Below are 25879 nucleotides of genomic sequence, written 5' to 3' on the forward strand. Positions count from 1 at the left end.
ACTAATTCATCCACACAGCAGTCATGCCAACGGAGGAACGAAAAATGGTCGGCGTAGGTCTTATCGGCACGGGCTTCATGGGCAAATGCCACGCCATCGCGTGGAGTGCGGTCGGTGCGGTCTTTCCCGACGCGACCAAGCCAAGGCTCGTCCATCTCGGCGAGATCAACGAGGATCTCGCCAGGCGCAAGGCCGGCGAGTTCGGCTTCGCCAAGGCCTCCGGCGACTGGCGCGCTGTGGTCAATGATCCCGAAGTCGATATCGTCTCGCTCACCACGCCCAACCAGTTTCATCCGGAGATGGCCATCGCCGTCCTCGAAACCGGCAAGCATCTGTGGTGCGAAAAGCCGATGGCCCCGAGCTTTGCCGAAGCCGAGGCGATGGCAGCCGCGGCCAAGAAATCAGGCAAGGTCGCGGCGCTTGGCTACAACTACATCCAGAGCCCGGCCATCCGTCACATCGGCGCGCTGCTCGACGAGAAGATCATCGGCGAGGTCAACCATCTGCGCATCGAGATGGATGAGGATTTCATGGCCGATCCCGAGGCGCTGTTCTTCTGGAAGCACGAGGCGACTTCCGGCTACGGCGCGCTCGACGATTTCGCCGTGCATCCGCTGTCGCTGGTCACGGCGCTGTTCGGCCGCGTCGCCAGCGTCATCTGCGACATGGCCAAGCCCTATGCCGACCGCAAGCTGGCGGCCGGCGGGCGCCGCGCGGTCGAGACCTACGATATCGCCAGCGTGCTGATGCATCTGGAAAACGGCGTTGCCGGCACGCTGCAGGTCAACCGCTCGGCCTGGGGCCGCAAGGGCCGCATCGCCATCCAGATCTTCGGCTCCAAGGGGGCGATCCTGTTCGACCAGGAGCGGATGAACGAATTCCAGCTCTACCTGACGTCGGACCGGCCGACCGAACAGGGCTATCGCACCATATTGGTGGCGCCGCAGCACAAGCCCTACGACCTTTTCGTACCGGCGCCCGGCCACAGCCTCGGCTTCAACGACCTCAAGATCATCGAATGCCATGAATTGCTGACGCGGCTTGCCGGCAAGCCGGCCCGGCTCATCGAGTTCGCCGAAGGGCTGGAGATCGAGCGCACCGTGCATGCGATGGCGCGTTCTTATGAGGAAAAGCGCTGGGTGGATGTTAGGTAGAGGCATGTAGTTCGTCGACATGGGAGGTTGCCGACGGTCCATTCGCGTCGGCCGAAGCTTTCTCGATTTCGTCATCCTTGGGCGGTAATCACCGCCGGCGTTTCCCACCCATCGACCCACACCTTCCGCAACCTATCGCCTTCGCCCTTGAAGCTTAACCCGGTCGGCTGGCAATCCTCGATGCGGTCGCTGCGGAAATTGCGGATTGCCTGGCGCAATTCGCACCAGGCGACGATGTTGGCGGTCTCGGCGTAATAGATCAGCGCGATCGGGCGGATCAGGCGCTCGGAGGCACGGCCGAGTTCGTCGCGGTAGGAAAGATCGAGCTTCTCCTCGTCGCGGATGGCGCGGCGCACCAGCGCAAGGTCGATCGTGCCGACGGAGGGTGCGGCGAAGCCCCAGGCGTGCAACGCATTGGCCTCGAGCGTCTGGCGCAAGGGCGGCGGCACCGCGCCGGCGATCTTGGCGCTGACGCGCTTGGCCGCCTGCTTGAGTTCGTCGTCTCCGGTGCGCTCCAGCAGCGCCAGCGATAGCACGATCGCCTCCATCTCCTCGATCGAGAACATCAGCGGCGGCAGGTCGAAGCCGGGGCGCAGTATGTAGCCTATGCCACGGCCGCCCTCTATCGGGACACGCATGGCCTGCAGAGCCGCGATGTCGCGGTAGATCGAGCGTATCGTCACTTCCAACTGCCCGGCAATCATCGCCGCCGTCACTGGCCTGCTGGCCAGCCGCAGGATCTGAATGATCTCGAACAGGCGCGAGGCCTTGCGCATTTTTCTCACCGGCTGCGATCACAACTGACACACCATCGTCAGTTGGCTCGATCTATAGGATCGCCCATCGGCTTGAAAATCAACAAGTTCCTTGGCGGCACGCCGGCAGGAAGCGACAGGCAACTGACATGAGCTACGCGGAAAATCTCTGGCTTTTCTTTCTTCTCCTGTTCGGCATCATCGCCGTTCCAGGCATGGACATGCTGTTCGTGCTTGCCAATGCGCTGACCGGTGGGCGCGACAGGGGCCTGGCGGCGACCGGCGGCATCATGGTCGGCGGCATGGTGCACACGCTGAACGGCGCTGTCGGCGTCGGCCTGCTCATGCATTTCGTGCCGATCCTGTTCAAGCCACTGCTGCTTGCCGGCGCCGCCTACATGGCATTCATCGGCCTCACTCTGATGCGCAGCTCGATTACCGTCGGGCATGACGGACCGGCCGGCAGCCGTTCCTCATGGAAGGCGTTTCGCCAGGGTTTCGTGACCTGCCTGATCAATCCCAAAGCCTATCTCTTCGTCCTGGCTGTCTACCCGCAGTTCCTGAAACCGCACTACGGTCCGATCTGGATGCAGGCGGCGATCATGGGCCTGCTGACCGTGCTGACGCAGGCCGCGATCTATGGCGGGCTCGCCATATCAGCCGGCCGCAGCCGCAAGCTGCTGGTCGCCAATCCGCGGGCGACAGCATTCGCCGGCCGGGCGGCCGGGCTGCTGCTGTTTGCGGTCTCCGTGTTCACTGCATGGGAAGGCTTGAGGGCGGCGTAATTCCGGTTGGCGCCGCCCTTATCACTATCGTATCAGGCTGCCCCTTGCCGGCTGTCCAGCATGGCGCGGCGGGCCGAGCGGCGCCACTCGACGGCGCCGGCAAGGCCGTGCAGCACGGTCTCGGTGGTCGCCCAGTCGATGCAGCCATCGGTGATGCTCTGGCCGTAGACCAGCGGCTTGCCGGCCACGACGTCCTGCCGGCCGGCGACGAGATTGCTCTCGATCATGACGCCGATGATGCGCTCGTCGCCCGCCGCCACCTGGCCCGCGACATCGGCCGCCACTTTCGGCTGATTCTCGGGCTTCTTGCTCGAGTTGGCGTGGCTGACGTCGATCATCAGGCGCGGCGCGATGCCGATGCGGGCGAGTTCCACGGATGCGGCCTCGACGCTTGCCGCATCATAGTTGGGCTGAACACCGCCGCGCAGGATGACATGGCAATCCTCGTTGCCCGTCGTCGCCGCGATGGCGCTGCGTCCGCCCTTGGTCACCGCCATGAAATGATGCGGCTGGGCGGCCGACTTCACCGCCTCGCCGGCGATCCTGAGATTGCCGTCGGTGCCGTTCTTGAAGCCGACCGGGCAGGAGAGGCCCGAGGCCAGTTCGCGATGGATCTGGCTCTCGGTCGTGCGTGCGCCGATGGCGCCCCAGGCGACGAGGTCGGCAATGTATTGCGGCGTCGTCATGTCGAGGAATTCGGTCGCCGCCGGCAGGCCGAGATTGTTGACGGCGGAAAGCACGTTGCGCGCCATCCGCAGCCCCTTGTCGATGTTGAAGCTGCCGTCGAGGTCGGGATCGTTGATCAGGCCTTTCCAGCCGACCGTCGTGCGCGGCTTTTCGAAATAGACCCGCATCACGATCTCGAGCCGGTCGGCCAGGGCCTCGCGCAGCGCCGCCAGACGGCTGGCATAGTCAACGGCCGCGACCGGATCGTGGATGGAACAAGGGCCGACGATGACAACAAGTCGATCGTCGGCCCCTGTAAGGATGGAATGGATGGCGTTGCGCGAGGCGGCAACGGTGCGTGTCGCCGTCAGTGAGCGCGGTATCTCGCGCATCACCTCTTCCGGCGTGCTCAGCAGTCTAAGTTCCTTGACCCGAAGGTCGTCTGTGGTGGTCAACACGGCTTTCTGCTCCTGTTAGAGCAATTCCAGGAAAAGTGCGTAGCGGTTTTCCGTCCGGAATTGCGTAAAACTATGTTTGGGAACCTGCCGGCTGAAACAAAAAAGCCGCCAGGTCTGGCGGCTGTTCGGATCTTGTTGCTGCAATCTTCAGATCGAGCGCAATCCTCCCGCCGCCAGCGAGCTCCTAAAGTACCAATACGTGGCGGTCAGGTTGATCATGAGTGGGCGTATAGCTGAAGTCGCGTTGAATGTCACGCATCTGATGACGGACTTGCATAGATATGTAAGAATGCATATGTTGGATATGCCAAAAAGGATATGCTTCAATGCCGCTTTACGTAAAGGACCGGGAAGTCGACCGGCTGGTTCTTGAGGTGCAGCGCCTCACAAAAGCGCCGAGTAAGGCCGAGGCGGTTCGCCGCGCTCTGACGCATGAAATCGAGCGCGCCCGCAGTGTCCAATCTGTGTCGGAACGCCTGGCGGAGGCGGTCAGAATGGCTGGCGAAATCGGAGCGGATAATCCGGACTTCGATATGAAAGCCTATTCGGACGAGCTTTCAGGCGGGCTATGAGCTTGTTCATCGACGCGTCGGCGGTTGTCGCTCTGTTACGCCCAGAACCCACGGCAGGAGAACTCGCCGCCCGGATGGATGCCCACGGCGGGCCTTTCTTCATTTCGGCGGTCGTTCGTTTCGAGACCGCAATGGCCTTGGCGCGTTCAAAGACCCCCCTGCCTTCACCCGTGGAACCGGCGGCAATCGCAAAGGCGAATGCCGCCGTGGACCGTTTCGTGCAGGATTTGGGGATCGGCGAGGTCCTCATTTCGGCCGAGGTCGGGCGGCTCGCTGTCGAAGCGGCACGCAGCTACGGCAAGGGTGTCAATTCGCCGGCGCAGCTCAACATGGGTGATTGCTTTTCCTATGCCTGTTGCAAGGCATATGATTTGGCTTTGCTCTACACCGGTCAGGATTTCACAAAGACAGACATACGATAGGTTCAAGGTGCGCCACGCGGACTGCCCGCATGAACCTATTCCGGCGACGATCCCGCGACGCTCTGGTCGTAGTCGACCAGCGATCCGGTCATGACGCCCGATTGCGGGCTGACCATGTAGCTGATCAGCCGCGCGAGCTGGTCCGGCTTGACCAACTGGCCCATCGGCTGCGCGGCCTCGGCCTTCGCCAGCCAGTCGTCGGGCGCATCGTGCCATTTCTTCTGCACGATGTCCTCGCCCTCGGTGTCCATCCATCCGGGCAGTACGGCGTTGCAGCGGATGCGGTTGAAGCGATAGGCGTTGGCGACGTTCTTGGTCAGCGTCATCAGCGCGCCCTTGCTGGTCGAATAGGGCGTGAGGAAGGACTGGCCGGTATGCGCGGACATCGACAGCACATTGACGATCGAGCCGGGCGCCTTTTTCTCCAGCAGATGCGCCACCACGCCCTGCATCAGGAAAAACGGGCCGCGCACATTGGTGTCGAAGATCTGGTCGAAGAGCTCTTCCGATGTCTCGACCAGTGAGCCGCGCGCGGAGGTGGCCGCGGCGTTGACCAGCGCGTTGATGCTGCCGAAATGGGAGAGCGCGGTGGCGACCGCGCGCTTGCAGTCGGCAACCTTCGAAACGTCGGCGCTGATGAAGATGGCGTCGACGCCTGATTTCTTGAAATGGGCGACTGCCTTGTCACCCTTCTCCTGCGAGCGGCCGATGAGCGCCAGCGCCCGGCAGCCCTCGTCGGCCAGGGCTTCGGCAACGGCAAAGCCGATGCCTTGCGCACCGCCGGTGACGATGGCGCGTGTGTTCGAATTGCGATCGGCGGATGCACTCATCGCTCTGCTCCTGTGCGTTGGGTCCGGATGCGTTCTTACTTGTCCAAGCGGACGGTCTTGCCCGTGGTCGCAGACTTCAGCGCCGCATCGGCCAGCCTGAGCGCCACGAGGCCGTCCGCGCCGCTCGGCGCCGCCTTCTTGCCTGAAGTCGCCGCGGTGATGAAGGCGGCGATCTCGTTGGCGTAGGCGTCGAGGTAGCGGGTCATGAAGAAATCGTGCAGCGGCGGGCGCGTATAGCCCTTCTCGTTGGCCAGCTCGATCGACACCGGCCGCTGATTCTCGGCCGCCACCATGCCCTTGGAGCCATGCACCTCGATGCGCTGGTCGTAGCCATAGGTGGCGCGGCGCGAATTGGAGATGACGGCCTGCTTGCCCGATGCGGTTTCAAGGATGACGCTGACCGAGTCGAAATCGCCGGCCTCGCCGATTTTTTTGTCCACAAGCACCGAAGCGTGTGCGCTGACAGCGACCGGCTCCTCGCCGAGCAGGAAGCGCGCCATGTCGAAATCATGGATGGTCATGTCGCGGAAAATGCCGCCGGAGCGGGCGATATAATCGAGCGGCGGGGCGCCGGGATCGCGCGACGTGATGGTGACCATCTCGACGGTGCCGATGGCGCCGTCGTCGATCGCCTTGCGCACGGCGGCGAAATGCGGATCGAAGCGCCTGTTAAAGCCGACCATCAGCGTCGCCTTGGTCTTGTCGACCACCGCCAGGCACTGCTCGACCCGCTTGACGTCGAGGTCGATCGGCTTCTCGCAGAAGATCGCCTTGCCGGCCTTGGCGAAACGCTCGATCAGATCGGCATGCGTGTCGGTCGGCGTGCAGATGACGACCGCATCGATGTCTTTCGATTTTTCGATAGCGTCGATGGTGCGCACCTCGGCGCCATAGGCTCCAGCCAGTTCGCTCGCCGCCTTCTCGAAAGCGTCGGCAACGGCGACCAGTTTTGCCTGGGGGTTGGAACCGACGGCGCGGGCGTGGACCTTGCCGATGCGGCCGGCACCAAGGAGGGCGAAGCGAACAGTCATGGAAATTTCCTCTGGGGATGGTTCGAAGCGGGGCGCCGGTCATGGGCGCTAGATGATTTTCCGGTCAAGACAAATCGACGGGAAGGCGATGACCGTCGCCTCCGCGCCCGGCCTCAGGCCGCGAGTTCCGCCTCGCCGGTCTTGGCGCCGGTGATATACGATACGATGTCCTGCCCGTCGGTATTCTCCTTGCGCAGATTGGCGACGATGCGGCCGCGCCGGAACACCACGATGCGGTCGCAAAGGTCGAACACCTGGCGCATGTTGTGGCTGATCAGGATCAACGGCTCGCCATTGTCCTTCAGCGTGCGGATGATGTTTTCGACCTGCGCGGTCTCCTGCACGCCAAGCGCTGCCGTCGGCTCGTCCATGATGATCAGCTTGGAGGCGAAGGTGGCCGTCCTGGCGATCGCCACGCATTGGCGCTGGCCGCCCGACATATGGCGAATGGTGTTGGACAGATTGGGGATCTTCACCGCCGTGCGCACCAGCGCCGCCTCGGTCGCCTTGCGCATGTATTTGCGGTCGAGGATGGAGAACGGCCCGAGATTGAACAGCACCTTTTCGCGGCCGAGGAACAGGTTCGACGGCACGTCGAGATCGTCGGCCAGCGCCAGGTTCTGGAACACCGTCTCGATGCCCGCCTCGCGCGCCTCGATCGGGCCGGCGAAATTCACTTCCTTGCCGTCGAACCAGACCTGGCCGCTGGTCCGCTGCTCGACGGCGGTGATCTGGCGCACGAAGGTCGACTTGCCGGCGCCGTTGTCGCCCATGATGGCGACATGCTCGCCCTTGCGCAGCTCGAAGTTGGCGCCTTGGAGCGCATGCACGCCGCCATAGCGCTTGGTCAGGTTTTCGGTCTTCAGGACGATATCTGACATGGTCAAGCCCTCAATGCCCGCATGCGCTGGCGCCACTGATCGAGAACGACCGCGCCGACGATGATCACGCCTTTGACCATCTCCTGGTAGTAGGCGTCGAGGCGCAGGAAGGTGAATCCGGAGATAATGACGCCGAAGATCAGCGCGCCGATCACGGTGCCGATGATGGAGCCACGGCCGCCCGACAGCGAGACGCCGCCGATGACCGCCATGGCGATGGCGTCGAGTTCGTACATCACGCCCATGCCGGCCTGGGCGGTAAGGTTCTTGGAGGAAAGCACCACGGCGGCGAGCGCGGCAAGAATGCCGGCGATGACGTAGACCAGGATCTTATGGTTGGCGATCTTGATGCCCGACATGCGCGCGGCATCCTCGTTGGAGCCGATCGCATAGCAATGCTTCCCGTATCTGGTGTAGGTCATGATCAGCTGGAACAGCACGGCCAGCGACAGGAAGATGATGACGGGCATCAGCCCCTTGCCGATCGCGGCGAAACTGTCTGTCGGGAACGAGATCGGCTGGCCCTTGGACCACCATTTGGCGATGCCGCGCGCGGTGACCATCATGCCGAGCGTGGCGATGAAGGGCGGAATGCGCGTATAGGCGATCAGCGCGCCGTTGACGAAGCCGGCGAGCAGGCCGCAGCCGATCGCCACCAGCACCGGGACGATCACCGGCAGGTCGGTCCAGCCCTGCGCCAGGAACATCGCCTTGGGATTCGGGTTGCCGTTGACGGTCGCGACCTGGGCGAAGCTCATGGCGATCATGGCGGTCGCGCCGACGATCGAGCCCGAGGACAGGTCGATGCCGCCTGTAATGATCACCTGCGTGACGCCGATGGCGATGATGCCGACGATCGACACCTGCAGGATGATGATCTGCAGGCGCGCCTCGTTGAAGATGCCGGAGACATCGCTGCGGGTGTTGAACAGGAAGCTGTCGCCGAGAAAGATGCGGCCGATCAGTTCGAAGATGACGACAAGGATGACGAGCGCCAGGAAGACGTTGAATTCGGCCGGCCATGTGCGCTTCTTGGCGTCATAGCTGACCCCGCCGACGCCGTGAGATGTCTGTGCCAATCTTCTATCCTCCGTCAGCCGCGGCCGTTCCTCGAGCAGCTGTCAGGCGCCGAGGGAAATGGGAGCGGCGCTGTCTTTGCGCGAGAGCGCCGCTCCGTATGTCCGCGGCTCAGTTCTTCTTCAGGAACTTGTCGATGTTTGCCGGGGTGACGAGCTGGAAGGGCACATAGACCTTGTGCTCGACCTTCTCGCCCTTGGCCAGCTTGAGCGCTGCATCCAGCGCCCCGGCGCCCTGGCCGGCCGCATCCTGGAACACGGTTACGTCGAGGTCGCCGGCGTGCATGGCGGCAAGCGCGTCCTGAGTGGCGTCGACGCCGCCGACGACGACTGCCTTCATGTCGATGTTGGCGGCCTTCATCGCCTGGATGGCGCCGATGGCGCTTTCGTCATTGTTGGCGATGACGCCGTCGAACTTCTTGCCGGTCGACAGCCAGTTGGTCATCAGGTTCTGGGCCTGGTCGCGATCCCAGTTCGACGTCTGCTTGTCGATGATCTTGATGAAGCTGCACTCCGGCGTGGCGATGACATCATCGATATCCTTGGTGCGCTGCACGGCGGCCTGGTTGGAAAGCTCGCCCATGATCACATAGACATTGGCTTCCTTCTTGCCGGCTTCCTTGAACAGGCGGCAGACTTCCTTGGTCTCGAGCGTGCCGGAATCGGCCTCGTTGGAAGCGACGAAGGCCTGGTTGTCGGGCAGCGTGTCGACATTGACCGGCTGGCGGTTGACGTAGACCAGCGGGATCTTGGCCGCGGCGGCCGCATCCGACATCGCCTGAGTGGCCGAGGTGTCGACCGGGTTGACGATGATGGCGTCGACGCCCGAAGCGGCGAAGTTCTTGATCTGGTCGAGCTGCTTGGCAACGTCGTTCTGTGCGTCCTCGACCTGCAGCTCGACGCCGCTCATGCCCTTGGCCTGCTCGATCATGCCGTTGCGCAGCACGGTGAGAAAGTTGTCGTCGAACTTGGCCATCGAGACGCCGATCTTGGCGGCCATGGCCGATGAACTCATCAGCGCCGCGAAGGCGACGCCCAAAAGCAGTTTCTTCATTGTATCTCTCCTCCACTTTTGGTGTCCGGTTGCACCGATCTCTCCGGAATCCCCGATCTGCCTGGGGAATCTCTCCCTGATATCCATTTCGTTCCGCAGCGTGCCGCCAACGGCTGGACGCCGAACTGCCTTGAACGGATGTTCCGGAACGAAAGAACCAAAACCCACATCTAGTGAAATATTTATTCCATTTGACGTTGGGGCGTCAAGGGCAATTCCAAATTCGGGCGCGCGATTTTCTGCCTGCTCTGATAGATTCTATCATTTCTGGCGGGCGGTTCGTGGCGGCGGACTGCAGGAGCGCTCTGTCGCTTCATCGAAACGCCCTATCGCTCGTCCTGGCGCGTCCCGGACGGAAAGCCGCTGCGCATTTTCCCGAACTTGCTTCAGATGTTTTCCGGCAAATAGATGTCGAAGGGCAGGAAGATCTGACCCGGCGCATTGGCCGCGCCGGCTTCGATGGCATGCGCCATCCGATCGACGAGCTCACGACAGAGCGCGGCAAGCGGCGTCGAGATCACCATGGTAAGGATGTTGTCGGCGAGCGCGGCGCGCGATTCGGCGTTGATCTCGTTGCAGACGACCACCGGCATGTTGCCAGGCTTCGCTGCCCGCAGCGCCGAGACGGCGCCCTCCATGCCGCCACCGGCGACGTAGCAGCCGACGAGATCCGGATACCGCGCCAGAAGATCGATCATCGCGTCATGGGTTACCTGATTGGCCTCGAGATTGACCAACGTCTCCAGCACGCTGAAATCCGGCGCATGCTCGCGGAAGAAGGAGCGGAAGCCGATCTCCCGCAGCTCATGGCCATGGAAGCGATGGCTGCCGACGAAAAGGGCGACCTTGCCAGGCGCCCTCGCCGCCCTGGCGATCATCCAGGCCGCGGTGCGGCCGACCTTGCGGTTGTCGAGGCCGACATAGCCCTCACGGACGCCGGCGGCGAAGTCGGACAGAAGGGAGAAGACCGGCAGTCCCCTGGCCTTGAGCGCCTCNACGACGGCGGTGAGCGTCGGATGGTCCGGGCCGACCACGGCAATGGCCCGCGATCTCGCCGCCAGCCTGCGCATCTGGGCGGCGATGTCGTCCGGGGCCAGAGAGCTGGCGAAATCGACGGTTGCGACGCCGCGGAAGCGCTGCGATTGCGCGACCGCCAGCTCGAGTTCCCGAGCGAAATCACCATAGAAAACGTCATTGCCCCGAAGCAGCAGAAAGCCCAGACGATACTCGGGCAGTTCCTGGCGCATCCGCTGCTTGATCAGGCCGGCGGCGTGATAGCCGATCTCGGTCGCGGTTTCGTAGACGCGGCGCGCGGTTTCCTCCCGCACTGGGAGGCGATTGTTGAGCACGCGGTCCACCGTGGCAACGCTGACGCCGGAGACGCGCGCCAGATCAGTGATGGTCGGCCGTTTCGCCATGATCGCCCTCGTTCGATTGCCCGATATCGATACCTGACTTTGATAGGAAATGATAGAAACTATCTTTATGATGTTGAGTCTATCATGGCCCGGCGTTATTTCTGAGCAAGGAGTTAGTTGGTGATCGGCATTCGCATGGCGAATGCCCTGCCTTGGGAGGCAATCATGACCGCAGCGCCGTCCCGGCGTGATTACAGCCTGATCGGCCGCGACGCCCGGCTTGCGGTCGAACACGGGCTGTCGGCGGCCGAGTGGTATCATACCGACATTCCCCGCAAGCAGATGAAGGAGCTGATGCAGCGCTCCGATGGCCCGGCGATCCGCGACACGGCGATCTGGCTGGCCGCCCTCATCATCAGCGGTGCCGGCGCTGCCTGGTTCTGGGGCAGCTGGTGGTGCGTGCCGTTCTTCTTCGCCTATGGCGTGCTCTACGGCTCATCCACCGATTCCCGCTGGCACGAATGCGGCCACGGCACGGCGTTCCGCACGCAGTGGATGAATGACGCAGTCTATCAGATCGCCTGCTTCATGATCATGCGCAATCCGGTGACCTGGCGCTGGAGCCACACGCGCCATCACACCGACACCATCATCGTCGGCCGCGATCCTGAGATTTCGGTCATGCGGCCGCCGGACCTGGTGCGCCTCGTTCTCGCTTTTGTCGGCGTGCTCGACGCCTGGCATGCGATATCAGACATGCTGCGCAATGCCGCCGGCAACATCAGCGCGGCGGAGAAGACCTTCATTCCCGAACAGGAGCAGCCCAAAGCGATCCGTGTTGCCCGCATCTGGACGGCGATCTATGCCGCGACCATCGCGCTGGCGCTCTCCACCGGATCTTTCCTGCCCCTGATGCTGGTCGGCCTGCCCAGGCTTTATGGCGCCTGGCATCACGTGATGGTCGGCCTGCTGCAGCATGGCGGCCTCGCCGACAACGTCACCGACCACCGGCTGAACAGCCGCACCGTCTACATGAACCCGATCAGCCGCTTCATCTACTGGAACATGAATTACCACGTCGAGCATCACATGTTCCCGATGGTGCCCTACCATGCGCTGCCGAAGCTGCACGCGCTGATCAAGCACGATTTGCCGGCGCCGACGCCGTCGATCCTGGCCGGCTACCGCGAGATGATCCCGGTCTTCCGCCGCCAGCTGCGCAACGAGGATTATTTCCTCAAGCGCGAGCTGCCGCCGACCGCCAGGCCGTACCGCGAGGAATTCCACAACGACGCCGTCGCGGTCGCGGCTGAATAATCACGCGCCGCCGTGCGATCCCAGGGGAGGACTGAATGGACGATTGGGTCGAGGCCTGCGCCGCCGGTGACATCGACGAAGAAGACGTGATGCGCTTCGACCATGGCGGGCGCACCTTCGCCATCTATCGCAGCCCGGACGACGAATATTTCGCCACCGACGGACTTTGCACGCATGAGAAGGTGCATCTCGCCGGCGGGCTGGTGATGGACGACATCATTGAATGCCCCAAGCACAATGGCCGCTTCAACTACAAGACCGGCGCGGCCAGGGGCGCGCCGGTTTGCGTCAACCTCAGGACCTATCCGGTCAAGGTGGACGCCGGCAAAATCCTGGTTCAGATCGGATGACCGGCATGGCACCCGGGATGGTGATCATCGGAGCCGGCGAATGCGGCGGACGGGCGGCGCTCGCCTTGCGCGATCTCGGCTATGACGGGCCGGTGACGCTGGTAGGCGACGAGCCGCATTTGCCCTATGAACGTCCGCCTCTGTCCAAGGAGGCGATGGCCAGCGATGCGCCCGCAATCAAGGCGATCGCCAGCGACGAGATCCTGACCGAAAAATCGATCCGGCACGTCCATTCCGTCCAGGCCGTGGCGATCGATCGGGCGGCGCGCACGGTGCACTTGTCGGACGGCTCGGTGCTGGCCTACGACAAGCTGCTGCTGGCCACCGGTTCGACCCCGCGCAAGCTGCCGATGCCTGGGCTTGGCGTGCGCTGCGTCTATCTCAGAACCTTCGCCGACGCGCTGGCCATTCGCGCCCATCTTCGTGCCGGCAACCGCATCGCCATCATTGGCGGCGGGTTCATTGGCCTTGAACTTGCGGCAGCCGCGCGCAAGCTCGGCGCCTCGGTCACCGTCATCGAGGCGCAGCCACGTATCCTGATGCGCGGCGTTCCGGCCGAGATCGCCGAAATCATCCATGAAGCGCATGTCGCCGAGGGTGTCGACGTGGTCTGCGGGGAAGGCATCGCCTCCATCGCCGACGACGGCAAGGAGGTGCGGGTGACGCTTGCCCGCGGGCGCGAAATATCGGCCGACCTCGCCGTCATCGGCATCGGCGCCGTGCCGGTGACCGGGCTCGCGGCCGAAGCCGGCCTGGCCATTGAAAACGGCATATCGGTCGATGCCTACCTGCAAACCGCTGATCCCGACATCTTCGCCGCCGGCGATTGCTGCTCGTTTCCGCTCGCCGTCTATGGCGGCCGCCGCGTGCGGCTGGAGGCCTGGCGCAATGCACAGGAACAGGGCGCACTGGCGGCAAAGAACATGCTTGGCGCCGGCGAGGCGCATGCGGCTGTGCCGTGGTTCTGGTCGGATCAGTATGGGCTGAGCTTGCAGATCGCCGGCCTCTCCGACGAAGGCCGCGTCCTTGTGCGTCGCGATCTCGGTGACGGCGCCTTCATCCTCTTCCATCTCGCCGAGGACGGCAGGCTGGTGGCGGCGAGCGGCATCGGCCCGGGCAATGCGGTCGCGCGCGACATAAGGCTGGCCGAAATGCTGATCGGCAAGCGGGCCAAGCCCGCACCGGAGGCGCTGGGATCGCCTGAAGTCAAGCTGAAGGCATTGCTGGCGGCCTGAGTGAAGTTGGCCGCCCTCTCCCTTGTTGCAGGGCAATTGCGTATGACTGCACCGGCCCCTTACCCGGATCTTTCGGTCCGATCTCGCCACGAAGGGGAGGTAGAGGTCCTTAGAACAGCGCCTTGAGCTCCGCCAGCTTGTCGTTGACCAGCCAGCCGTAATAATTCTCTTCCGGCAGCTTCTCCGGCTCACCGGTGCCGCGGCGTCTGTCGTTTTCCGCCTTCAGCGCATAGGCGCGCTGCTCCGGATTGCCGACATTGTAGAGTGTGGCTGTCACGCCCGGATTGCCAGAGATGTCGAAGCCGGCGATGCTCTTATAGGCGTCGATCGACTTTTTGATCGTCGCCGCGACATAGGGCAGCGTCAGGTCCGGATCCATGATGGTCTTGTAGACCGAATTGGGATCGGAGACGTCGAGCTTCGGCAGGCCCGACACCTTGTGTACGAGATCGCTCATCTGCAGGGCGGTCAGGGGATTGAGCTGGCCGAGGCCGAAGGTCTGGCCGGCATAGTAGGGCTGGAAGAAGGTGGCGCCGAAACGGTTGTCGGGGAAATCCTCGCCGCCGACAGTCTTGCCGCGAAACGAGCGGTTCCAGACCTGTTCGCGGCATTCCCACAGATCGTAGCTGTCCGAAATCGCGGCGCATTTCTTGAATTCCGGCCGCTGCACGAAATCGGTGATGTCCTCGCCGTCATAGGCGAAGGAGAGCTTGCTCGATAGGTAGGAGATCGCCTTGACGTAATAGGTCTGCAGCCGGTCGTAGGCGTCGACATTGTAGGTGTGCTCGCCGACGATGGCGCCGACGATGTGCATGGGGTCGATGCCATAGGCGCTCGCTGCCTTCTTGATCTTGGCGCGCAGATCGGCGTCGTTCTGCAGCAGCGCGTAGACCTTGCGGTACTTCGCCTGGAAGGTGGTGTTGGTCGCCTGCGTGCGGCGGCTCGAGGCGCCGGGAATGTCTGGCTGCTCGGTATTGCGGTTTCCCGCCGGCACCAATGTCGCCGCGTCGGCGGCGAACAGCGTCGCCGCCAGCGTCAAGCCGAGAATGACCAAGATGAGTTTTTTCATGCGCCGCCGCCTAGAGAATTGCGGCGCAAACTAGGTAAAGCACTTGGTCGAGTCGAGAGCGCCCCATCATCCGGCGAGACGAAAGGTGGCCAGATGGTACCATCTGGCCACACATGGCTCCTGCCGGACGTTGTTGCATGACCGCGCCGGCCTGCTCCGGCGCCCTCGTTCAAAGGATGAACCGCGACAAATCCGTGTTTCTGGAGAGGTCGCCGACATGCTTCTGGACATAGGCGGCGTCGATGGTGACCGCCGTGCCGTTGCGGTCCGGCGCATCATAGGAGATGTCGTCCAGCACCCGCTCCATCACTGTCTGCAGCCGCCTCGCGCCGATGTTCTCGATGCTGGCGTTGAGATCGACGGCGACGCCGGCGAGCGAATCGATGGCGTCGTCAGTGAAGGTGAGCTCAACGCCTTCGGTCTTCATCAGCGCGATATACTGCTTGATCAGGCTCGCCTCGGTCTCGGTCAGGATGCGTACGAAGTCCTCCTTCTCCAGCGCGCGCAGCTCGACGCGGATCGGCAGGCGGCCCTGCAGTTCCGGCAGCAGGTCGGACGGCTTGGAGACATGGAAGGCACCGGAAGCGATGAACAGGATGTGGTCCGTCTTCACCGGCCCGTATTTGGTCGCCACCGTCGTGCCTTCGACCAGCGGCAGCAGGTCGCGCTGCACGCCTTCTCGCGAAGGGCCGCCCGAAATGTCCGAGCGGGCGGCGATCTTGTCGATTTCGTCGAGGAAGACGATGCCGTCATTCTCCGTCGCGTCGAGCGCGCGGCGCACCACCTCGTCCTGGTCGAGCAGCTTGTCGGACTCGTCGCCGACCAGCAGGTCGTAGGATTCCTTCACCGTGGTCTTGCGCAGCTTGGTCTTCTTGCCGCCCATCGCCTTCGACAGCATGTCGTTGATGTTGAGCACGCCGATATTGGCGCCCGGCATGCCGGGAATCTCGAAGCCGGGCATGCCGCCATTGCCGGTGTCGGCCACTTCGATCTCGATTTCCTTGTCGTCGAGCTCACCCTCGCGCAGCTTCTTGCGGAAGCTATCGCGCGTCGCCGGGCTCGCCGTCTTGCCGACCAGCGCTTCCAGCACCCGTTCCTCGGCGTTGACATGGGCGCGCGCTTTCACGTCCTCGCGCATCTTCTCGCGCACCAGGCCGATGGCGATTTCGACCAGGTCGCGGATGATCTGTTCGACGTCGCGGCCGACATAGCCGACCTCGGTGAACTTGGTCGCCTCGACCTTGACGAACGGCGCGCCGGCGAGCCGCGCCAGGCGGCGCGAAATCTCGGTCTTGCCGACGCCGGTCGGGCCGATCATCAAGATGTTCTTCGGCATCACCTCTTCGCGCATCTGGCCTTCGAGCTGCTGGCGGCGCCAGCGGTTGCGCAGAGCGATGGCCACGGCGCGCTTGGCGTCCTTCTGGCCGATGATGAAGCGGTCGAGTTCCGAAACGATTTCGCGGGGAGAAAATGTGCTCATATCACTAAATTCCACTTTGCCACTGCTTGATGGTCTCGAACGGATGCAGCAGCATGATCACGTTGAGTGTCAGATTGTCCCGGATGAGATAGCCGGTACCCAGTTCGAAGAGGATGGCGAGGCTGACGATCACCCATATAGGTAGCCTTCGCGCCATCACAAATCCCAGCACCATGGCCAGTGTGTCGGACACCGAATTGATGATGCTGTCGCCGTAATAGTCGAGCGAAATGGTGCCGGCGCGGTAGCGATCGATGATGAACGGGCTATTTTCGAGGATTTCCCAGCCTCCCTCGACGAGGACGGCGAATGCCAGCCGCAAGCCGATCGGCGAACGCGGGAACAGGAACCGGGCCAGCGCGTAGAACAGGAAGCCGTGGATAATGTGCGAAAAGGTGTACCAGTCCGAAATGTGCTGGGAATTCTCCGAACTGTTCACCACCCCATGCCACAGCTTGACATAGCCGCAGGTACAGATCGGCGGATGGCTCATCAGGTAGAGCGTGACGGCTTGGGCGACGAGCAGGCCGGCGACGATCAGCAGTCCCATCCGCCAGCTATCCTCGTAAGCGGAAAGGCTCTTGTCCTCGCTGGCCGTGACCATGTCCCGAATTACCCCTCTTGCGCGTCTTCGGCATCGATCGCCATCAGCACGGCGTCGCCATAGATCGACTGTCTGCGATCAATGGCCCGAAATCCCGCCTTTTCATAGGCCCGGATGGCCCTGATGTTGGCTGGGTCGGGGTCGATAATGACACGCGGTACGCCTTCCTCGAACAGGTCTTCGACGAATTGACGCACGATCGCCGAGCCATGGCCGATGCCGATGAGTTCCGGCCGGCCGATCGAGATATCTATGCCGAGCGTGCCGAACGGCTGATCGGCATAGGGATGGCCGTCTTCCAGATGCGGATCGTAGCTCTGCAGATAGGCGATCGGCCGGCCGTCGAGCTCAACGATCAGCGGCTCGACGGAAATCGAGTCTATATGATCGGCAATCTCCGCGATTTCCGCCTCGGGATCGCCCCACCACTCTGCAACATGCGGCTCGGCCAGCCAGCCTGCGATCATCGGCAGGTCCTTTTTGGTCACCGGCCGAAAATCGTAGCTATTTTCTGGTTGGATCATGGTCTTTCCGAAAACCGGCGTCCACTTTTCGCTTACGCGGTCCTGCGGTTCGGGACCATGGTCGGCCTTATCAAGCCGCATCGAGCGTTTCGACAACGAAATTATTGTTGGTGTAGACGCAGATGTCGGACGCGATCTGCATCGCCTTGCGGGCGATCTCCTCGGCGTCCTTGTCGCTGTCCATCAGCGCGCGCGCCGCGGCCAGCGCGTAATTGCCGCCCGAACCGATGGCCATGACGCCATGTTCGGGCTCCAGCACGTCGCCGTTGCCGGTCAGCGCCAGCGAGACCGATTTGTCGGCAACCAGCATCATCGCCTCCAGCCGGCGCAGATAACGGTCGGTGCGCCAGTCCTTGGCAAGCTCGACGCAAGCGCGCGTCAGTTGGTCGGGATATTGTTCGAGCTTGGCTTCGAGGCGTTCCAAAAGCGTGAAGGCGTCGGCTGTGGCACCCGCGAAACCGGCAATCACATTGCCGCCCTTGCCGATGCGGCGCACTTTGCGGGCATTGCCCTTCATGATGGTCTGGCCAAGGCTGACCTGGCCGTCGCCGGCGATCACCACCTTGTTGCCCTTGCGCACGGTCACGATCGTCGTGGCGTGCATGGTCAGATTATCAGACATGTCCTGGCTCCGAGCAGCGCCATCCCAAAAAAGGCGATTGGCGCGGTACGAGTAACTTTGATCGGCCATATGTATGCACGGGGCCAATGATTGCAAACGGCTCGATAGCGGCCGGGATCGCAACTGGCAATCGCCGGATCATGCTGCTAGAAGGCTCTCGTTTTCAAGCCAGCGAGCGCTTGAGGCCCGTGAACCGGTCACGATCTGAACCACTGGCACAAGGATAGAGTAATGGCGCCTCGTTCCGCCGATGCAAGCCGAAAGACTGCGGAAACCGACATCTCGGTCTCGATCCATGTCGACGGCTCCGGCAAATCGGACATCGCCACGGGCGTCGGCTTCTTCGACCATATGCTGGATCAGCTTTCCCGCCATTCGCTGATCGACATGACCGTCAAGGCCAATGGCGACCTGCACATAGACGACCACCACACGGTCGAGGACACCGGCATTGCGCTCGGCCAGGCCTTGACCAAGGCGCTGGGCGAGCGGCGCGGCATCATGCGCTACGCTTCGATCGACCTTGCCATGGACGAGACGCTGACGCGTGCGGCGATCGACGTGTCGGGCCGGCCCTTCCTGGTCTGGAACGTTTCGTTCTCGTCGCCCAAGATCGGCACCTTCGACACCGAACTGGTGCGCGAATTCTTCCAGGCGCTGGCGCAGAATGCCGGCATCACGCTGCATGTCACCAACCATTATGGCGCCAACAACCATCATATCGCCGAGACCTGCTTCAAGGCGGTGGCGCGCGCGCTGCGCGCCGCGCTCGAGCGTGATCCGCGCCAGCCTGACGCGGTTCCCTCCACCAAGGGTTCTTTGAAGGGATAGCCTCATGACCGCCTATGTCGTGATGGAGCCACCTGGCCGTAGCGAGAAAGTCGACACGACGACGTTGGTCCGCGACGGCTTCACCTGGCTCGGCCTGCTCGTGCCGCCGCTGTGGCTTGCCTGGCACCGGCTGTGGGTCGAAGCGGCGCTCACCTTTGTCGTCATGGGCGTGCTTTCGATGCTTGGCCAGAAACTTGGCCTCGGTGTCGCCGGCTCGCTGCTGTCGCTGCTCGTCTCGCTCTATGTCGGGCTGGAGGGCCAGGGATGGCGCATCGCGGCGCTGCGCCGCCGCGGCTGGCATGAATGGGGCGTCGTCGAGGCCGGCTGGCTCGCGGATGCCGATATCCGCTATGCCCTGGAAGCTGAAGGTCTTTCGGATGAGGCAGCACCCGCGCCGCGCATCGTTCCGGATGCCGCTTTGGCGCGCCCGACGCAGCCCGGCATGGCGCTGGGGCTGACCCACATTCCGGGACGGCGCTGAGATGCGGGTTGCGATCATCGACTACGGTTCGGGCAATCTGCGCTCGGCAACGAAAGCTTTCGAGCGCGCCGCGCGCGAGGCCGGCATATCGGCGCGGATCGACCTGACGGCCGATGCCGACCGTGTACGCACCGCGGACCGCATCGTTCTTCCCGGCGTCGGCGCTTACGCCGACTGCGCGGCCGGCCTGCGTGCCGTCGAGGGCATGTGGGAGGCGGTCGAGGACGTCGCCATCGCCATGGGCCGGCCTTTCCTGGGCATTTGCGTCGGCATGCAGCTGATGTCGCAGCGCGGCCTAGAAAAGACCATCACCAACGGCTTCGGCTGGATATCGGGCGACGTCAAGGAGATCACGCCTTCCGATCCGGCGCTGAAGATCCCGCAGATCGGCTGGAACACGATCGAATTGAGGCGCCAGCACCCGCTGTTTTCCGGCATTCCGACCGGCGCGTCGGGCCTGCATGCGTATTTCGTCCACTCCTACCATCTCGATGCAAAGAACCCGGACGAGGTCGTTGCAGTCGCCGATTATGGCGGCCCGGTGACGGCCACGGTCGCCCGCGACAATCTCGCCGGCACGCAGTTCCATCCGGAGAAGAGCCAGGCGCTGGGCCTGGCGCTGATCACGAATTTCCTGCGCTGGAGGCCCTGAACACCATGAGCAAGAAGGGCTACTGGATGGCGATGATCGATGTCCGCGACCCCGAGATATATAAACAGTACATCGAGGCCAATGCTGTGGCGTTCGCGAAGTATGGCGCGAAATTCGCCGTGCGAGCCGGCCGCCACGAAAATCCGGAAGGACCTACCGGCAACCGCCATGTGCTGGTCGAGTTCGAGTCTTTCGACAAGGCGGTCGAATGCTATCATTCGCCTGAATATCAGCATGCCTCCAAATTCCGGCTTGCCGCTTCATCAGGTCATTTCGTCATCGTTGAAGGCGCCTGAACGTATGATCCTGTTTCCAGCCATCGATCTCAAGGACGGCCAGTGCGTGCGCCTCAAGCACGGCGACATGGCGACCGCGACCATCTACAATGACGATCCGGCAGCACAGGCCAAAGCCTTTGAAGAGCAGGGTTTTGAGTGGCTGCACGTCGTCGACTTGAACGGCGCCTTCCAGGGTCAGAGCGTCAACAGCGCCGCGGTCGGCGCCATCCTCAAAGCGACAAAGAACCCCGTGCAGCTCGGCGGCGGCATCCGCACGCTGGAGCAGATCGAGGATTGGCTCGACCGTGGATTGGCCCGCGTCATCCTCGGCACGGTGGCGGTGCGCGATCCCGATCTGGTCAGGCAGGCCTGCAAGGCGTTTCCGGGCAAGGTTGCCGTCGGCATCGACGCCAAGGGCGGCAAGGTAGCCGTCGAAGGCTGGGCCGAGGCCTCGAGCCTCGGCGTCATCGAACTGGCCAGGAAATTCGAAGGCGCCGGCGTCGCCGCCATCATCTACACCGACATCGACCGCGACGGCGTGCTGACCGGCATCAACTGGGACGCCACCATCGACCTCGCCGACGCCGTGTCGATCCCGGTCATTGCTTCCGGCGGGCTGGCCTCGATCGCCGACATCGTGCGCATGACCATGCCCGACGCGCAAAAACTCGAAGGCGCGATCTCGGGCCGCGCCCTCTATGATGGCCGCATCGACCCGGCCGAGGCGCTGGCGATCCTGCAGGGCCGGCCGGCGACGGAGGCGCGATCGTGAAGGTTTCACTCATCCTGGCCTCCTATGACAGCGGCCACTATCACGGCGGCATGGGCCAGGGGCCCGACGCGCTGATATCAGGCGGGCTCGTCGATGCCCTGACCCTTGCCGGTCACGACGTCACGGTCGAGGACATCGGCAGGGTCGGCGCCGACCAGGAGCGCGAGATCGCCACTGGTTTTGCCGTCTGCAACGCCGTCTCGGGCGAGGTCCGCATTGCCCGCGACAGGGGGCGGTTTCCCATCGTGCTGGCCGGAAACTGCCTGACCAGTGCCGGCGCGGTCGCCGGCGACGGCGCCGATGCGATCATCTGGGCCGACCAGCATGGCGACCTCAACACGCCCGAGACGTCCGTATACGGCTTTCTCGATGGCATGGCGCTATCGACGGTGCTCGGCCTGTGCTGGCGCCCGATGGCGACGGCCATTCCCGGCTTCAGGCCGATCGATCCCGCGCGCTGCGTGCTCGTCAACGCCCGCGATCTCGATCCGGCGGAGGAAAAGCTTCTCGAAACGTTGCCGGTCATCCGGACGGAATGTCCCGGTGTGGCGCAAGCGACGGAAAGACTGAAAGCAGCCGGCGCCAACAGCGTGCACATGCATCTCGATCTCGACGTGCATGATCCCAAGGCGCTGCAGGCCAACCGCTACGTCACCCCTGGCGGGCCGAACCCGGAGCAGATGCGCGACGCGACCTGCGCCGTGGCGCTTGCGGTGCCGGTCGTCGGCATCACCGTTTCCGCTTACGATCCGGCCTTCGATGCCCAGGCCGATGTGCCGCCGCTGGTCGGCCAACTGCTCAACGATCTGCTTGCCACGATAGAGGGCCGCTGATGCTGAAAGCCCGCGTCATCCCTTGCCTCGACGTCAAGGACGGCCGTGTCGTCAAGGGCGTCAATTTCGTCGATCTCATCGACGCCGGCGACCCGGTGGAGGCAGCCAAGGCCTATGATGCCGCCGGCGCCGACGAACTCTGCTTTCTCGACATCACCGCTTCGTCGGACAATCGCGAGACCATCTTCGACGTCATCGCCCGCACGGCCGAACAATGCTTCATGCCGCTGACCGTCGGCGGCGGCGTGCGCCAGGTCTCCGACATCAGGAAATTGCTGCTGGCCGGCGCCGACAAGGTGTCGATCAACACGGCCGCGGTGAAGAACCCGGATTTCGTCGCCGAAGCCGCCGACAAATTCGGCAACCAATGCATCGTCGTCGCCATCGATGCCAAGAGAGTGTCCGGCCCCGGTGAGGCCGAGCGCTGGGAGATCTTCACCCATGGCGGGCGCGAAAAGACCGGCATCGACGCCGTCGAATTCGCGCGCCAAATGGTCGATCGCGGCGCCGGCGAGATCCTGTTGACCTCGATGGACCGCGACGGCACCAAGGCCGGCTACGACATCGCGCTGACCCGCGCGGTATCGGACGCGGTGCGCGCGCCGGTCATCGCATCGGGGGGCGTCGGCACGCTCGACCACATGGTCGAAGGCATTCGCGACGGCCATGCAAGTGCTGTGCTGGCGGCCTCCATCTTCCATTTCGGCACCTACACCATCGCGCAAGCCAAAGCGCATATGGCCGAGGCCGGCCTGCCGATGCGGCTGGACTCGCTCGGTAACAGGTCCTAGAGCATGTTCCCGAAGCCGGCTTCTGGGAAAAATCCGGCTTAAACAAGAAGATAGACTGATATGGCCGAATTTTCGCTCTCCGACCTGGAAAAAATCGTCAGCGACCGCGCCCATTCCGGCGATCCGGACTCGTGGACGGCCAAACTGTTCGCGCGCGGCATCGACAAGGCGGCGCAGAAGCTCGGCGAAGAGGCGGTCGAGACCGTGATCGCCGCCGTCAAGGGCGACAAACAGGCCCTCGTTTCGGAAAGCGCCGATCTTATATATCATTGGCTCGTTGTTCTCAGCATAGCGGGCGTTCCGCTGGATGACGTGCTCAAGGAGCTCGAAGGCCGCACCCGGCGTTCGGGCATCGCCGAGAAGGCGTCACGGCCCAAGGGCTGATCGGGAGGGAGGGCAGGTATCTCGATGGATCAGCTCGCGCCAACCGAGAAATATTCCCCGTTTCGCTTCTTCTCGGCCGAGCAATGGTCGCGGTTCCGGGCCGATACGCCGCTGACGCTGAGCGAGGACGAGTTCCGCCGCCTGCGTTCGCTCAACGACCCGGTCGACCTCGAAGAGGTCAAGCGCATCTATCTGTCGCTGTCGCGGCTTTTGTCGGCGCATGTCGAGGCGAGCCAGCTTCTGTTCAGGCAGCGCCAGGCCTTCTTCAACGCCGTCGACGTGGCCAAGACGCCGTTCATCATCGGCATCGCCGGTTCGGTCGCGGTCGGTAAATCGACCACGGCGCGCGTGCTCAAGGAACTTCTGGCGCGCTGGCCGTCGAGCCCCAAGGTCGATCTCATCACCACGGATGGCTTCCTGCTGCCCAACGAGGTGCTGCGCCGCGAAAACCTGATGGAGCGCAAGGGTTTCCCCGACAGCTACGATGTCGGCGCGCTGCTGCGTTTCCTGTCAGGCATCAAGTCGGCATTGCCCGATGTCCGCGCGCCGGTCTATTCGCACCTGACCTATGACGTCATCCCCGGCGAGTTCGTCACCATCGACCGGCCCGACATCCTGATCTTCGAAGGCATCAACGTGCTGCAGCCGGGCAAGCTGCCGCAGGACGGCAAGATCGTGCCTTTCCTGTCGGACTTCTTCGACTTCGCCATCTATATCGATGCCGACGAGAAGTTGATCCACAATTGGTATATTTCCCGCTTCATGCGGCTGCGCGAGACCGCCTTCCGCAATCCGGACTCCTTCTTCCACCGCTATTCGCAGCTGTCGGAGGATGCGGCCAAGGCGATCGCCGAAGGCCTGTGGACCAACATCAACCTGAAGAACCTGCGCGAAAACATCCTGCCGACGCGCGCCCGCGCCGACTTGATCCTGCGCAAGGGCGCCGACCACCTGGTCCAGGAAGTGGCGCTGCGCAAATTATAGCCGGTAGAACCCGGCGTGGCGGGCTCGTCCACAAGCCCGCCNCNCCNGNGNTNCGTGTCAGCCATTGGCGAACGGCACGGCGACATAAATCTGCGTGTCGCCACGCTCCACCAGAAGCAGCACCGACCTGCGTCCGGATTTGCCGGCTTGGGAAATCGCTTGGGTCACCTGCTTCGCGCTCTTCACCGGGGCCTGGTTGACGGCGACGATGACATCGCCCGGCTGGATGCCGGCAGCCGCTGCCGGCTTGTCGGGATTGACGCTGGCAACCACCGCGCCGTGTTCGGTCTCGGGGAGGTTCATCTGCCGGCGGATGTCGGACGTGATGTCCATCAGGCCGAGGCCGATGGCCGGCGCGCGGGACCCATCGGTGCCCGGCGCGCTGGAGTTGCCAGTCGTTGCCGTCTTCACATCGTCGCTGTTGCGTCCGACATCGACGGAAATCTGTGCGGCCTTGCCCTTGCGCCAGACATCCAGTGTCTCCCTGGCACCCGGCGCGACGTCGGCGACAGCCCGCGAAAGATCCTTGGGATCCTTGACGTCCTGCCCGGCGAAGCCGGTGATGACATCGCCGCTTTCGATGCCGGCCTTGGCCGCGGGCGACCCGTCATTGACCTGCGAGACCAAGGCACCGCCGGGATGGTCGAGCCCGATTGCGTTGGCCACGTCCGGGGTGACGGGCTGGATCTCGACGCCGAGGTAGCCGTATTCGATGTCGCCACCCTTCATCAGCTTGGCGACCACCTTCTCAGCCTGGTCCGACGGAATGGCGAAGCCGACCCCGACGCTGCCGCCGTTCGGCGAATAGATCGCGGTGTTGATGCCGACGACATTTCCGCTGACATCCACCAGCGGGCCGCCGGAATTGCCGTGATTGATCGGTGCGTCGATCTGGATGAAATCGTCGAACGGCCCGCTGTGCAGGTCGCGGCCACGCGCCGAGACGATGCCGGCCGTTACCGTGGTGCCGATGCCGAACGGATTGCCGATCGCCAGCACCTGGTCGCCTGTCATGAGCTTGTCGGAGTCGCCCCACTTGATGGTCGGCAAGGCCTTGTTGGCCTTGATCTTCAGCACGGCGAGATCGTTCTTGGCATCGTGACCGACCAGCTTGGCCGGAAGCTCCGTGCCGTCGTCGAGCGTCACCTTGATCGAGGTCGCGCCGTCGACGACGTGGTTGTTGGTGACGATGGTGCCGTCGGCACTGACGATGAAGCCCGAACCGAGCGCCTCGGCGCGCGGCGACTGCTGTTGCGGAGGCGTCTTGGGAGCAGGCATGCCCTGATCGCCGAAGAACTGGTGGAAATAGTCATCGAAAGGCGAGTTGCCGCCAAAGGGCGAACCGTCAGGCGAACCTTCGCTCATAACTTCCGGCTGCGCTTTCATGACTGTTGTGACGGTGACGACAGCGGGCTTGGCCGCGGCCACGGTTGGCGCGAACGATCCGTTCGGAGCCGTTATTCCGGCGACAGGAGTCTGGGTCGTCGCGGCGACATTGCTCAAGCCGCCATTGCCGGCATTTTGAGCGAGGGAGACGACGGCGGGGGAGATGATCAGCGCGGCGCCCAGCAGGGCGGCGACGCGATGCCTACGAAGAATACCTAGGGGTGACATGGTCGTTCTGTCCGGG

General features: G+C 63.4%; 30 protein-coding genes. 16 read left to right on the forward strand and 14 right to left on the reverse strand.

Annotated features, from left to right (window positions below; translation table 11 throughout):
• The first annotated feature begins 44 nt into the window (after positions 1 to 44).
• Positions 45 to 1154, forward strand: a complete 1110-nt coding sequence (locus M653_RS0105505; protein ID WP_027142411.1) for a Gfo/Idh/MocA family oxidoreductase — start codon at positions 45 to 47, stop codon at positions 1152 to 1154.
• 71 nt (positions 1155 to 1225) lie between these two features.
• On the opposite strand, the gene M653_RS0105510 is transcribed toward M653_RS0105505, so the two are convergent.
• Positions 1226 to 1930, reverse strand: a complete 705-nt coding sequence (locus M653_RS0105510; RefSeq protein WP_027142412.1) for a YafY family protein — start codon at positions 1928 to 1930, stop codon at positions 1226 to 1228.
• Positions 1931 to 2058: 128 nt separating this feature from the next.
• On the opposite strand from M653_RS0105510, the gene M653_RS0105515 reads away from it, so the two are divergent.
• The gene (locus tag M653_RS0105515; RefSeq protein WP_027142413.1) at positions 2059 to 2694 is read left to right on the forward strand and encodes a LysE family translocator; all 636 of its coding nucleotides are present in this window, start codon (positions 2059 to 2061) and stop codon (positions 2692 to 2694) included.
• A 32-nt stretch (positions 2695 to 2726) separates the two neighbouring features.
• Here M653_RS0105515 and M653_RS0105520 read toward each other — a convergent pair whose 3' ends face one another.
• Positions 2727 to 3818 (reverse strand): 3-deoxy-7-phosphoheptulonate synthase, encoded by a 1092-nt coding sequence (locus M653_RS0105520; RefSeq protein WP_027142414.1) that lies wholly within the window; start codon positions 3816 to 3818, stop codon positions 2727 to 2729.
• Between the two features lie 326 nt (positions 3819 to 4144).
• Between M653_RS0105520 and M653_RS0105525 the strand changes: the two genes are divergently transcribed.
• Positions 4145 to 4390 (forward strand): type II toxin-antitoxin system VapB family antitoxin, encoded by a 246-nt coding sequence (locus tag M653_RS0105525; RefSeq protein WP_027142415.1) that lies wholly within the window; start codon positions 4145 to 4147, stop codon positions 4388 to 4390.
• A 2-nt stretch (positions 4391 to 4392) separates the two neighbouring features.
• Positions 4393 to 4812 carry a type II toxin-antitoxin system VapC family toxin gene (locus M653_RS0105530; RefSeq protein ID WP_027142416.1) on the forward strand — a complete coding sequence of 140 codons (420 nt, stop codon included), beginning with the start codon at positions 4393 to 4395 and terminating at the stop codon, positions 4810 to 4812.
• A 35-nt stretch (positions 4813 to 4847) separates the two neighbouring features.
• On the opposite strand, the gene M653_RS0105535 is transcribed toward M653_RS0105530, so the two are convergent.
• From M653_RS0105535 to M653_RS0105560, 6 genes are all read right to left on the reverse strand, one after another.
• A complete protein-coding gene (locus tag M653_RS0105535; protein ID WP_027142417.1) occupies positions 4848 to 5642 on the reverse strand; it encodes an SDR family oxidoreductase in 795 nt (264 codons plus the stop codon).
• A 35-nt stretch (positions 5643 to 5677) separates the two neighbouring features.
• A complete protein-coding gene (iolG, locus tag M653_RS0105540) occupies positions 5678 to 6673 on the reverse strand; it encodes an inositol 2-dehydrogenase (protein WP_027142418.1) in 996 nt (331 codons plus the stop codon).
• 113 nt (positions 6674 to 6786) lie between these two features.
• Positions 6787 to 7554 (reverse strand): ATP-binding cassette domain-containing protein, encoded by a 768-nt coding sequence (locus tag M653_RS0105545; protein WP_027142419.1) that lies wholly within the window; start codon positions 7552 to 7554, stop codon positions 6787 to 6789.
• A gap of 2 nt (positions 7555 to 7556) precedes the next feature.
• Entirely contained in the window at positions 7557 to 8633 is a 1077-nt protein-coding gene (locus M653_RS0105550; RefSeq protein ID WP_027142420.1) for an ABC transporter permease, read from the reverse strand.
• Between the two features lie 109 nt (positions 8634 to 8742).
• Positions 8743 to 9684: a sugar ABC transporter substrate-binding protein gene (locus tag M653_RS0105555; RefSeq protein ID WP_027142421.1), complete on the reverse strand. Its 942-nt coding sequence runs from the start codon at positions 9682 to 9684 to the stop codon at positions 8743 to 8745.
• Positions 9685 to 10070: 386 nt separating this feature from the next.
• Complete coding sequence (locus tag M653_RS0105560) at positions 10071 to 11102, reverse strand: LacI family DNA-binding transcriptional regulator (RefSeq protein WP_027142422.1); 1032 nt, start codon at positions 11100 to 11102, stop codon at positions 10071 to 10073.
• A 165-nt stretch (positions 11103 to 11267) separates the two neighbouring features.
• On the opposite strand from M653_RS0105560, the gene M653_RS0105565 reads away from it, so the two are divergent.
• The 3 genes from M653_RS0105565 to M653_RS0105575 are packed head-to-tail and all read left to right on the forward strand — an operon-like array spanning position 11268 to position 13944.
• Complete coding sequence (locus M653_RS0105565; protein WP_027142423.1) at positions 11268 to 12359, forward strand: fatty acid desaturase family protein; 1092 nt, start codon at positions 11268 to 11270, stop codon at positions 12357 to 12359.
• A 35-nt stretch (positions 12360 to 12394) separates the two neighbouring features.
• Positions 12395 to 12709: a MocE family 2Fe-2S type ferredoxin gene (locus M653_RS0105570; protein WP_027142424.1), complete on the forward strand. Its 315-nt coding sequence runs from the start codon at positions 12395 to 12397 to the stop codon at positions 12707 to 12709.
• Entirely contained in the window at positions 12706 to 13944 is a 1239-nt protein-coding gene (locus M653_RS0105575) for an FAD-dependent oxidoreductase (RefSeq protein ID WP_027142425.1), read from the forward strand. Before M653_RS0105570 ends, M653_RS0105575 begins: the two co-directional genes overlap by 4 nt.
• Positions 13945 to 14053: 109 nt before the next feature.
• On the opposite strand, the gene M653_RS0105580 is transcribed toward M653_RS0105575, so the two are convergent.
• The 5 genes from M653_RS0105580 to hslV all read right to left on the reverse strand — a co-directional run bounded on the left by M653_RS0105580 (position 14054) and on the right by hslV (position 18243).
• The gene (locus M653_RS0105580; protein ID WP_027142426.1) at positions 14054 to 15013 is read right to left on the reverse strand and encodes a DUF1402 family protein; all 960 of its coding nucleotides are present in this window, start codon (positions 15011 to 15013) and stop codon (positions 14054 to 14056) included.
• A 169-nt stretch (positions 15014 to 15182) separates the two neighbouring features.
• Positions 15183 to 16493, reverse strand: a complete 1311-nt coding sequence (gene hslU, locus M653_RS0105585; RefSeq protein WP_027142427.1) for an ATP-dependent protease ATPase subunit HslU — start codon at positions 16491 to 16493, stop codon at positions 15183 to 15185.
• A 4-nt stretch (positions 16494 to 16497) separates the two neighbouring features.
• A complete protein-coding gene (locus tag M653_RS0105590; protein WP_027142428.1) occupies positions 16498 to 17097 on the reverse strand; it encodes a DUF2585 domain-containing protein in 600 nt (199 codons plus the stop codon).
• An 8-nt stretch (positions 17098 to 17105) separates the two neighbouring features.
• Positions 17106 to 17621: a GNAT family N-acetyltransferase gene (locus M653_RS0105595; RefSeq protein WP_027142429.1), complete on the reverse strand. Its 516-nt coding sequence runs from the start codon at positions 17619 to 17621 to the stop codon at positions 17106 to 17108.
• Positions 17622 to 17691: 70 nt separating this feature from the next.
• Entirely contained in the window at positions 17692 to 18243 is a 552-nt protein-coding gene (gene hslV / locus M653_RS0105600; protein WP_027142430.1) for an ATP-dependent protease subunit HslV, read from the reverse strand.
• 231 nt (positions 18244 to 18474) lie between these two features.
• On the opposite strand from hslV, the gene hisB reads away from it, so the two are divergent.
• Genes hisB through coaA form a run of 9 tightly spaced genes read left to right on the forward strand, consistent with a single transcriptional unit; the run spans position 18475 to position 24249 of the window.
• Positions 18475 to 19074 (forward strand): imidazoleglycerol-phosphate dehydratase HisB, encoded by a 600-nt coding sequence (gene hisB, locus M653_RS0105605; protein WP_027142431.1) that lies wholly within the window; start codon positions 18475 to 18477, stop codon positions 19072 to 19074.
• A 4-nt stretch (positions 19075 to 19078) separates the two neighbouring features.
• On the forward strand, positions 19079 to 19555 hold the full coding sequence (locus M653_RS0105610; RefSeq protein ID WP_027142432.1) for a DUF2628 domain-containing protein: 477 nt from the start codon (positions 19079 to 19081) through the stop codon (positions 19553 to 19555).
• A gap of 1 nt (position 19556) precedes the next feature.
• Positions 19557 to 20207 (forward strand): imidazole glycerol phosphate synthase subunit HisH, encoded by a 651-nt coding sequence (gene hisH, locus M653_RS0105615; RefSeq protein WP_027142433.1) that lies wholly within the window; start codon positions 19557 to 19559, stop codon positions 20205 to 20207.
• A 5-nt stretch (positions 20208 to 20212) separates the two neighbouring features.
• The gene (locus M653_RS0105620; protein ID WP_027142434.1) at positions 20213 to 20503 is read left to right on the forward strand and encodes a DUF1330 domain-containing protein; all 291 of its coding nucleotides are present in this window, start codon (positions 20213 to 20215) and stop codon (positions 20501 to 20503) included.
• A 4-nt stretch (positions 20504 to 20507) separates the two neighbouring features.
• Positions 20508 to 21257: a 1-(5-phosphoribosyl)-5-[(5-phosphoribosylamino)methylideneamino]imidazole-4-carboxamide isomerase gene (gene hisA / locus M653_RS0105625; RefSeq protein WP_027142435.1), complete on the forward strand. Its 750-nt coding sequence runs from the start codon at positions 20508 to 20510 to the stop codon at positions 21255 to 21257.
• Positions 21254 to 22090, forward strand: a complete 837-nt coding sequence (locus M653_RS0105630; RefSeq protein WP_027142436.1) for an arginase family protein — start codon at positions 21254 to 21256, stop codon at positions 22088 to 22090. The genes hisA and M653_RS0105630 overlap by 4 nt, the downstream gene beginning before the upstream one ends.
• On the forward strand, positions 22087 to 22881 hold the full coding sequence (gene hisF / locus M653_RS0105635) for an imidazole glycerol phosphate synthase subunit HisF (RefSeq protein WP_027142437.1): 795 nt from the start codon (positions 22087 to 22089) through the stop codon (positions 22879 to 22881). Before M653_RS0105630 ends, hisF begins: the two co-directional genes overlap by 4 nt.
• 60 nt (positions 22882 to 22941) lie before the next feature.
• Positions 22942 to 23265 (forward strand): phosphoribosyl-ATP diphosphatase, encoded by a 324-nt coding sequence (locus M653_RS0105640; protein ID WP_027142438.1) that lies wholly within the window; start codon positions 22942 to 22944, stop codon positions 23263 to 23265.
• Between the two features lie 24 nt (positions 23266 to 23289).
• Positions 23290 to 24249: a type I pantothenate kinase gene (gene coaA, locus M653_RS0105645; RefSeq protein ID WP_027142439.1), complete on the forward strand. Its 960-nt coding sequence runs from the start codon at positions 23290 to 23292 to the stop codon at positions 24247 to 24249.
• Positions 24250 to 24306: 57 nt separating this feature from the next.
• On the opposite strand, the gene M653_RS0105650 is transcribed toward coaA, so the two are convergent.
• The gene (locus tag M653_RS0105650) at positions 24307 to 25863 is read right to left on the reverse strand and encodes a DegQ family serine endoprotease (RefSeq protein WP_027142440.1); all 1557 of its coding nucleotides are present in this window, start codon (positions 25861 to 25863) and stop codon (positions 24307 to 24309) included.
• Positions 25864 to 25879: the final 16 nt, after the last annotated feature.

Source organism: Mesorhizobium sp. WSM3626 (genome assembly GCF_000513935.1).
Taxonomy (GTDB): Bacteria; Pseudomonadota; Alphaproteobacteria; order Rhizobiales; family Rhizobiaceae; genus Mesorhizobium; species Mesorhizobium salmacidum.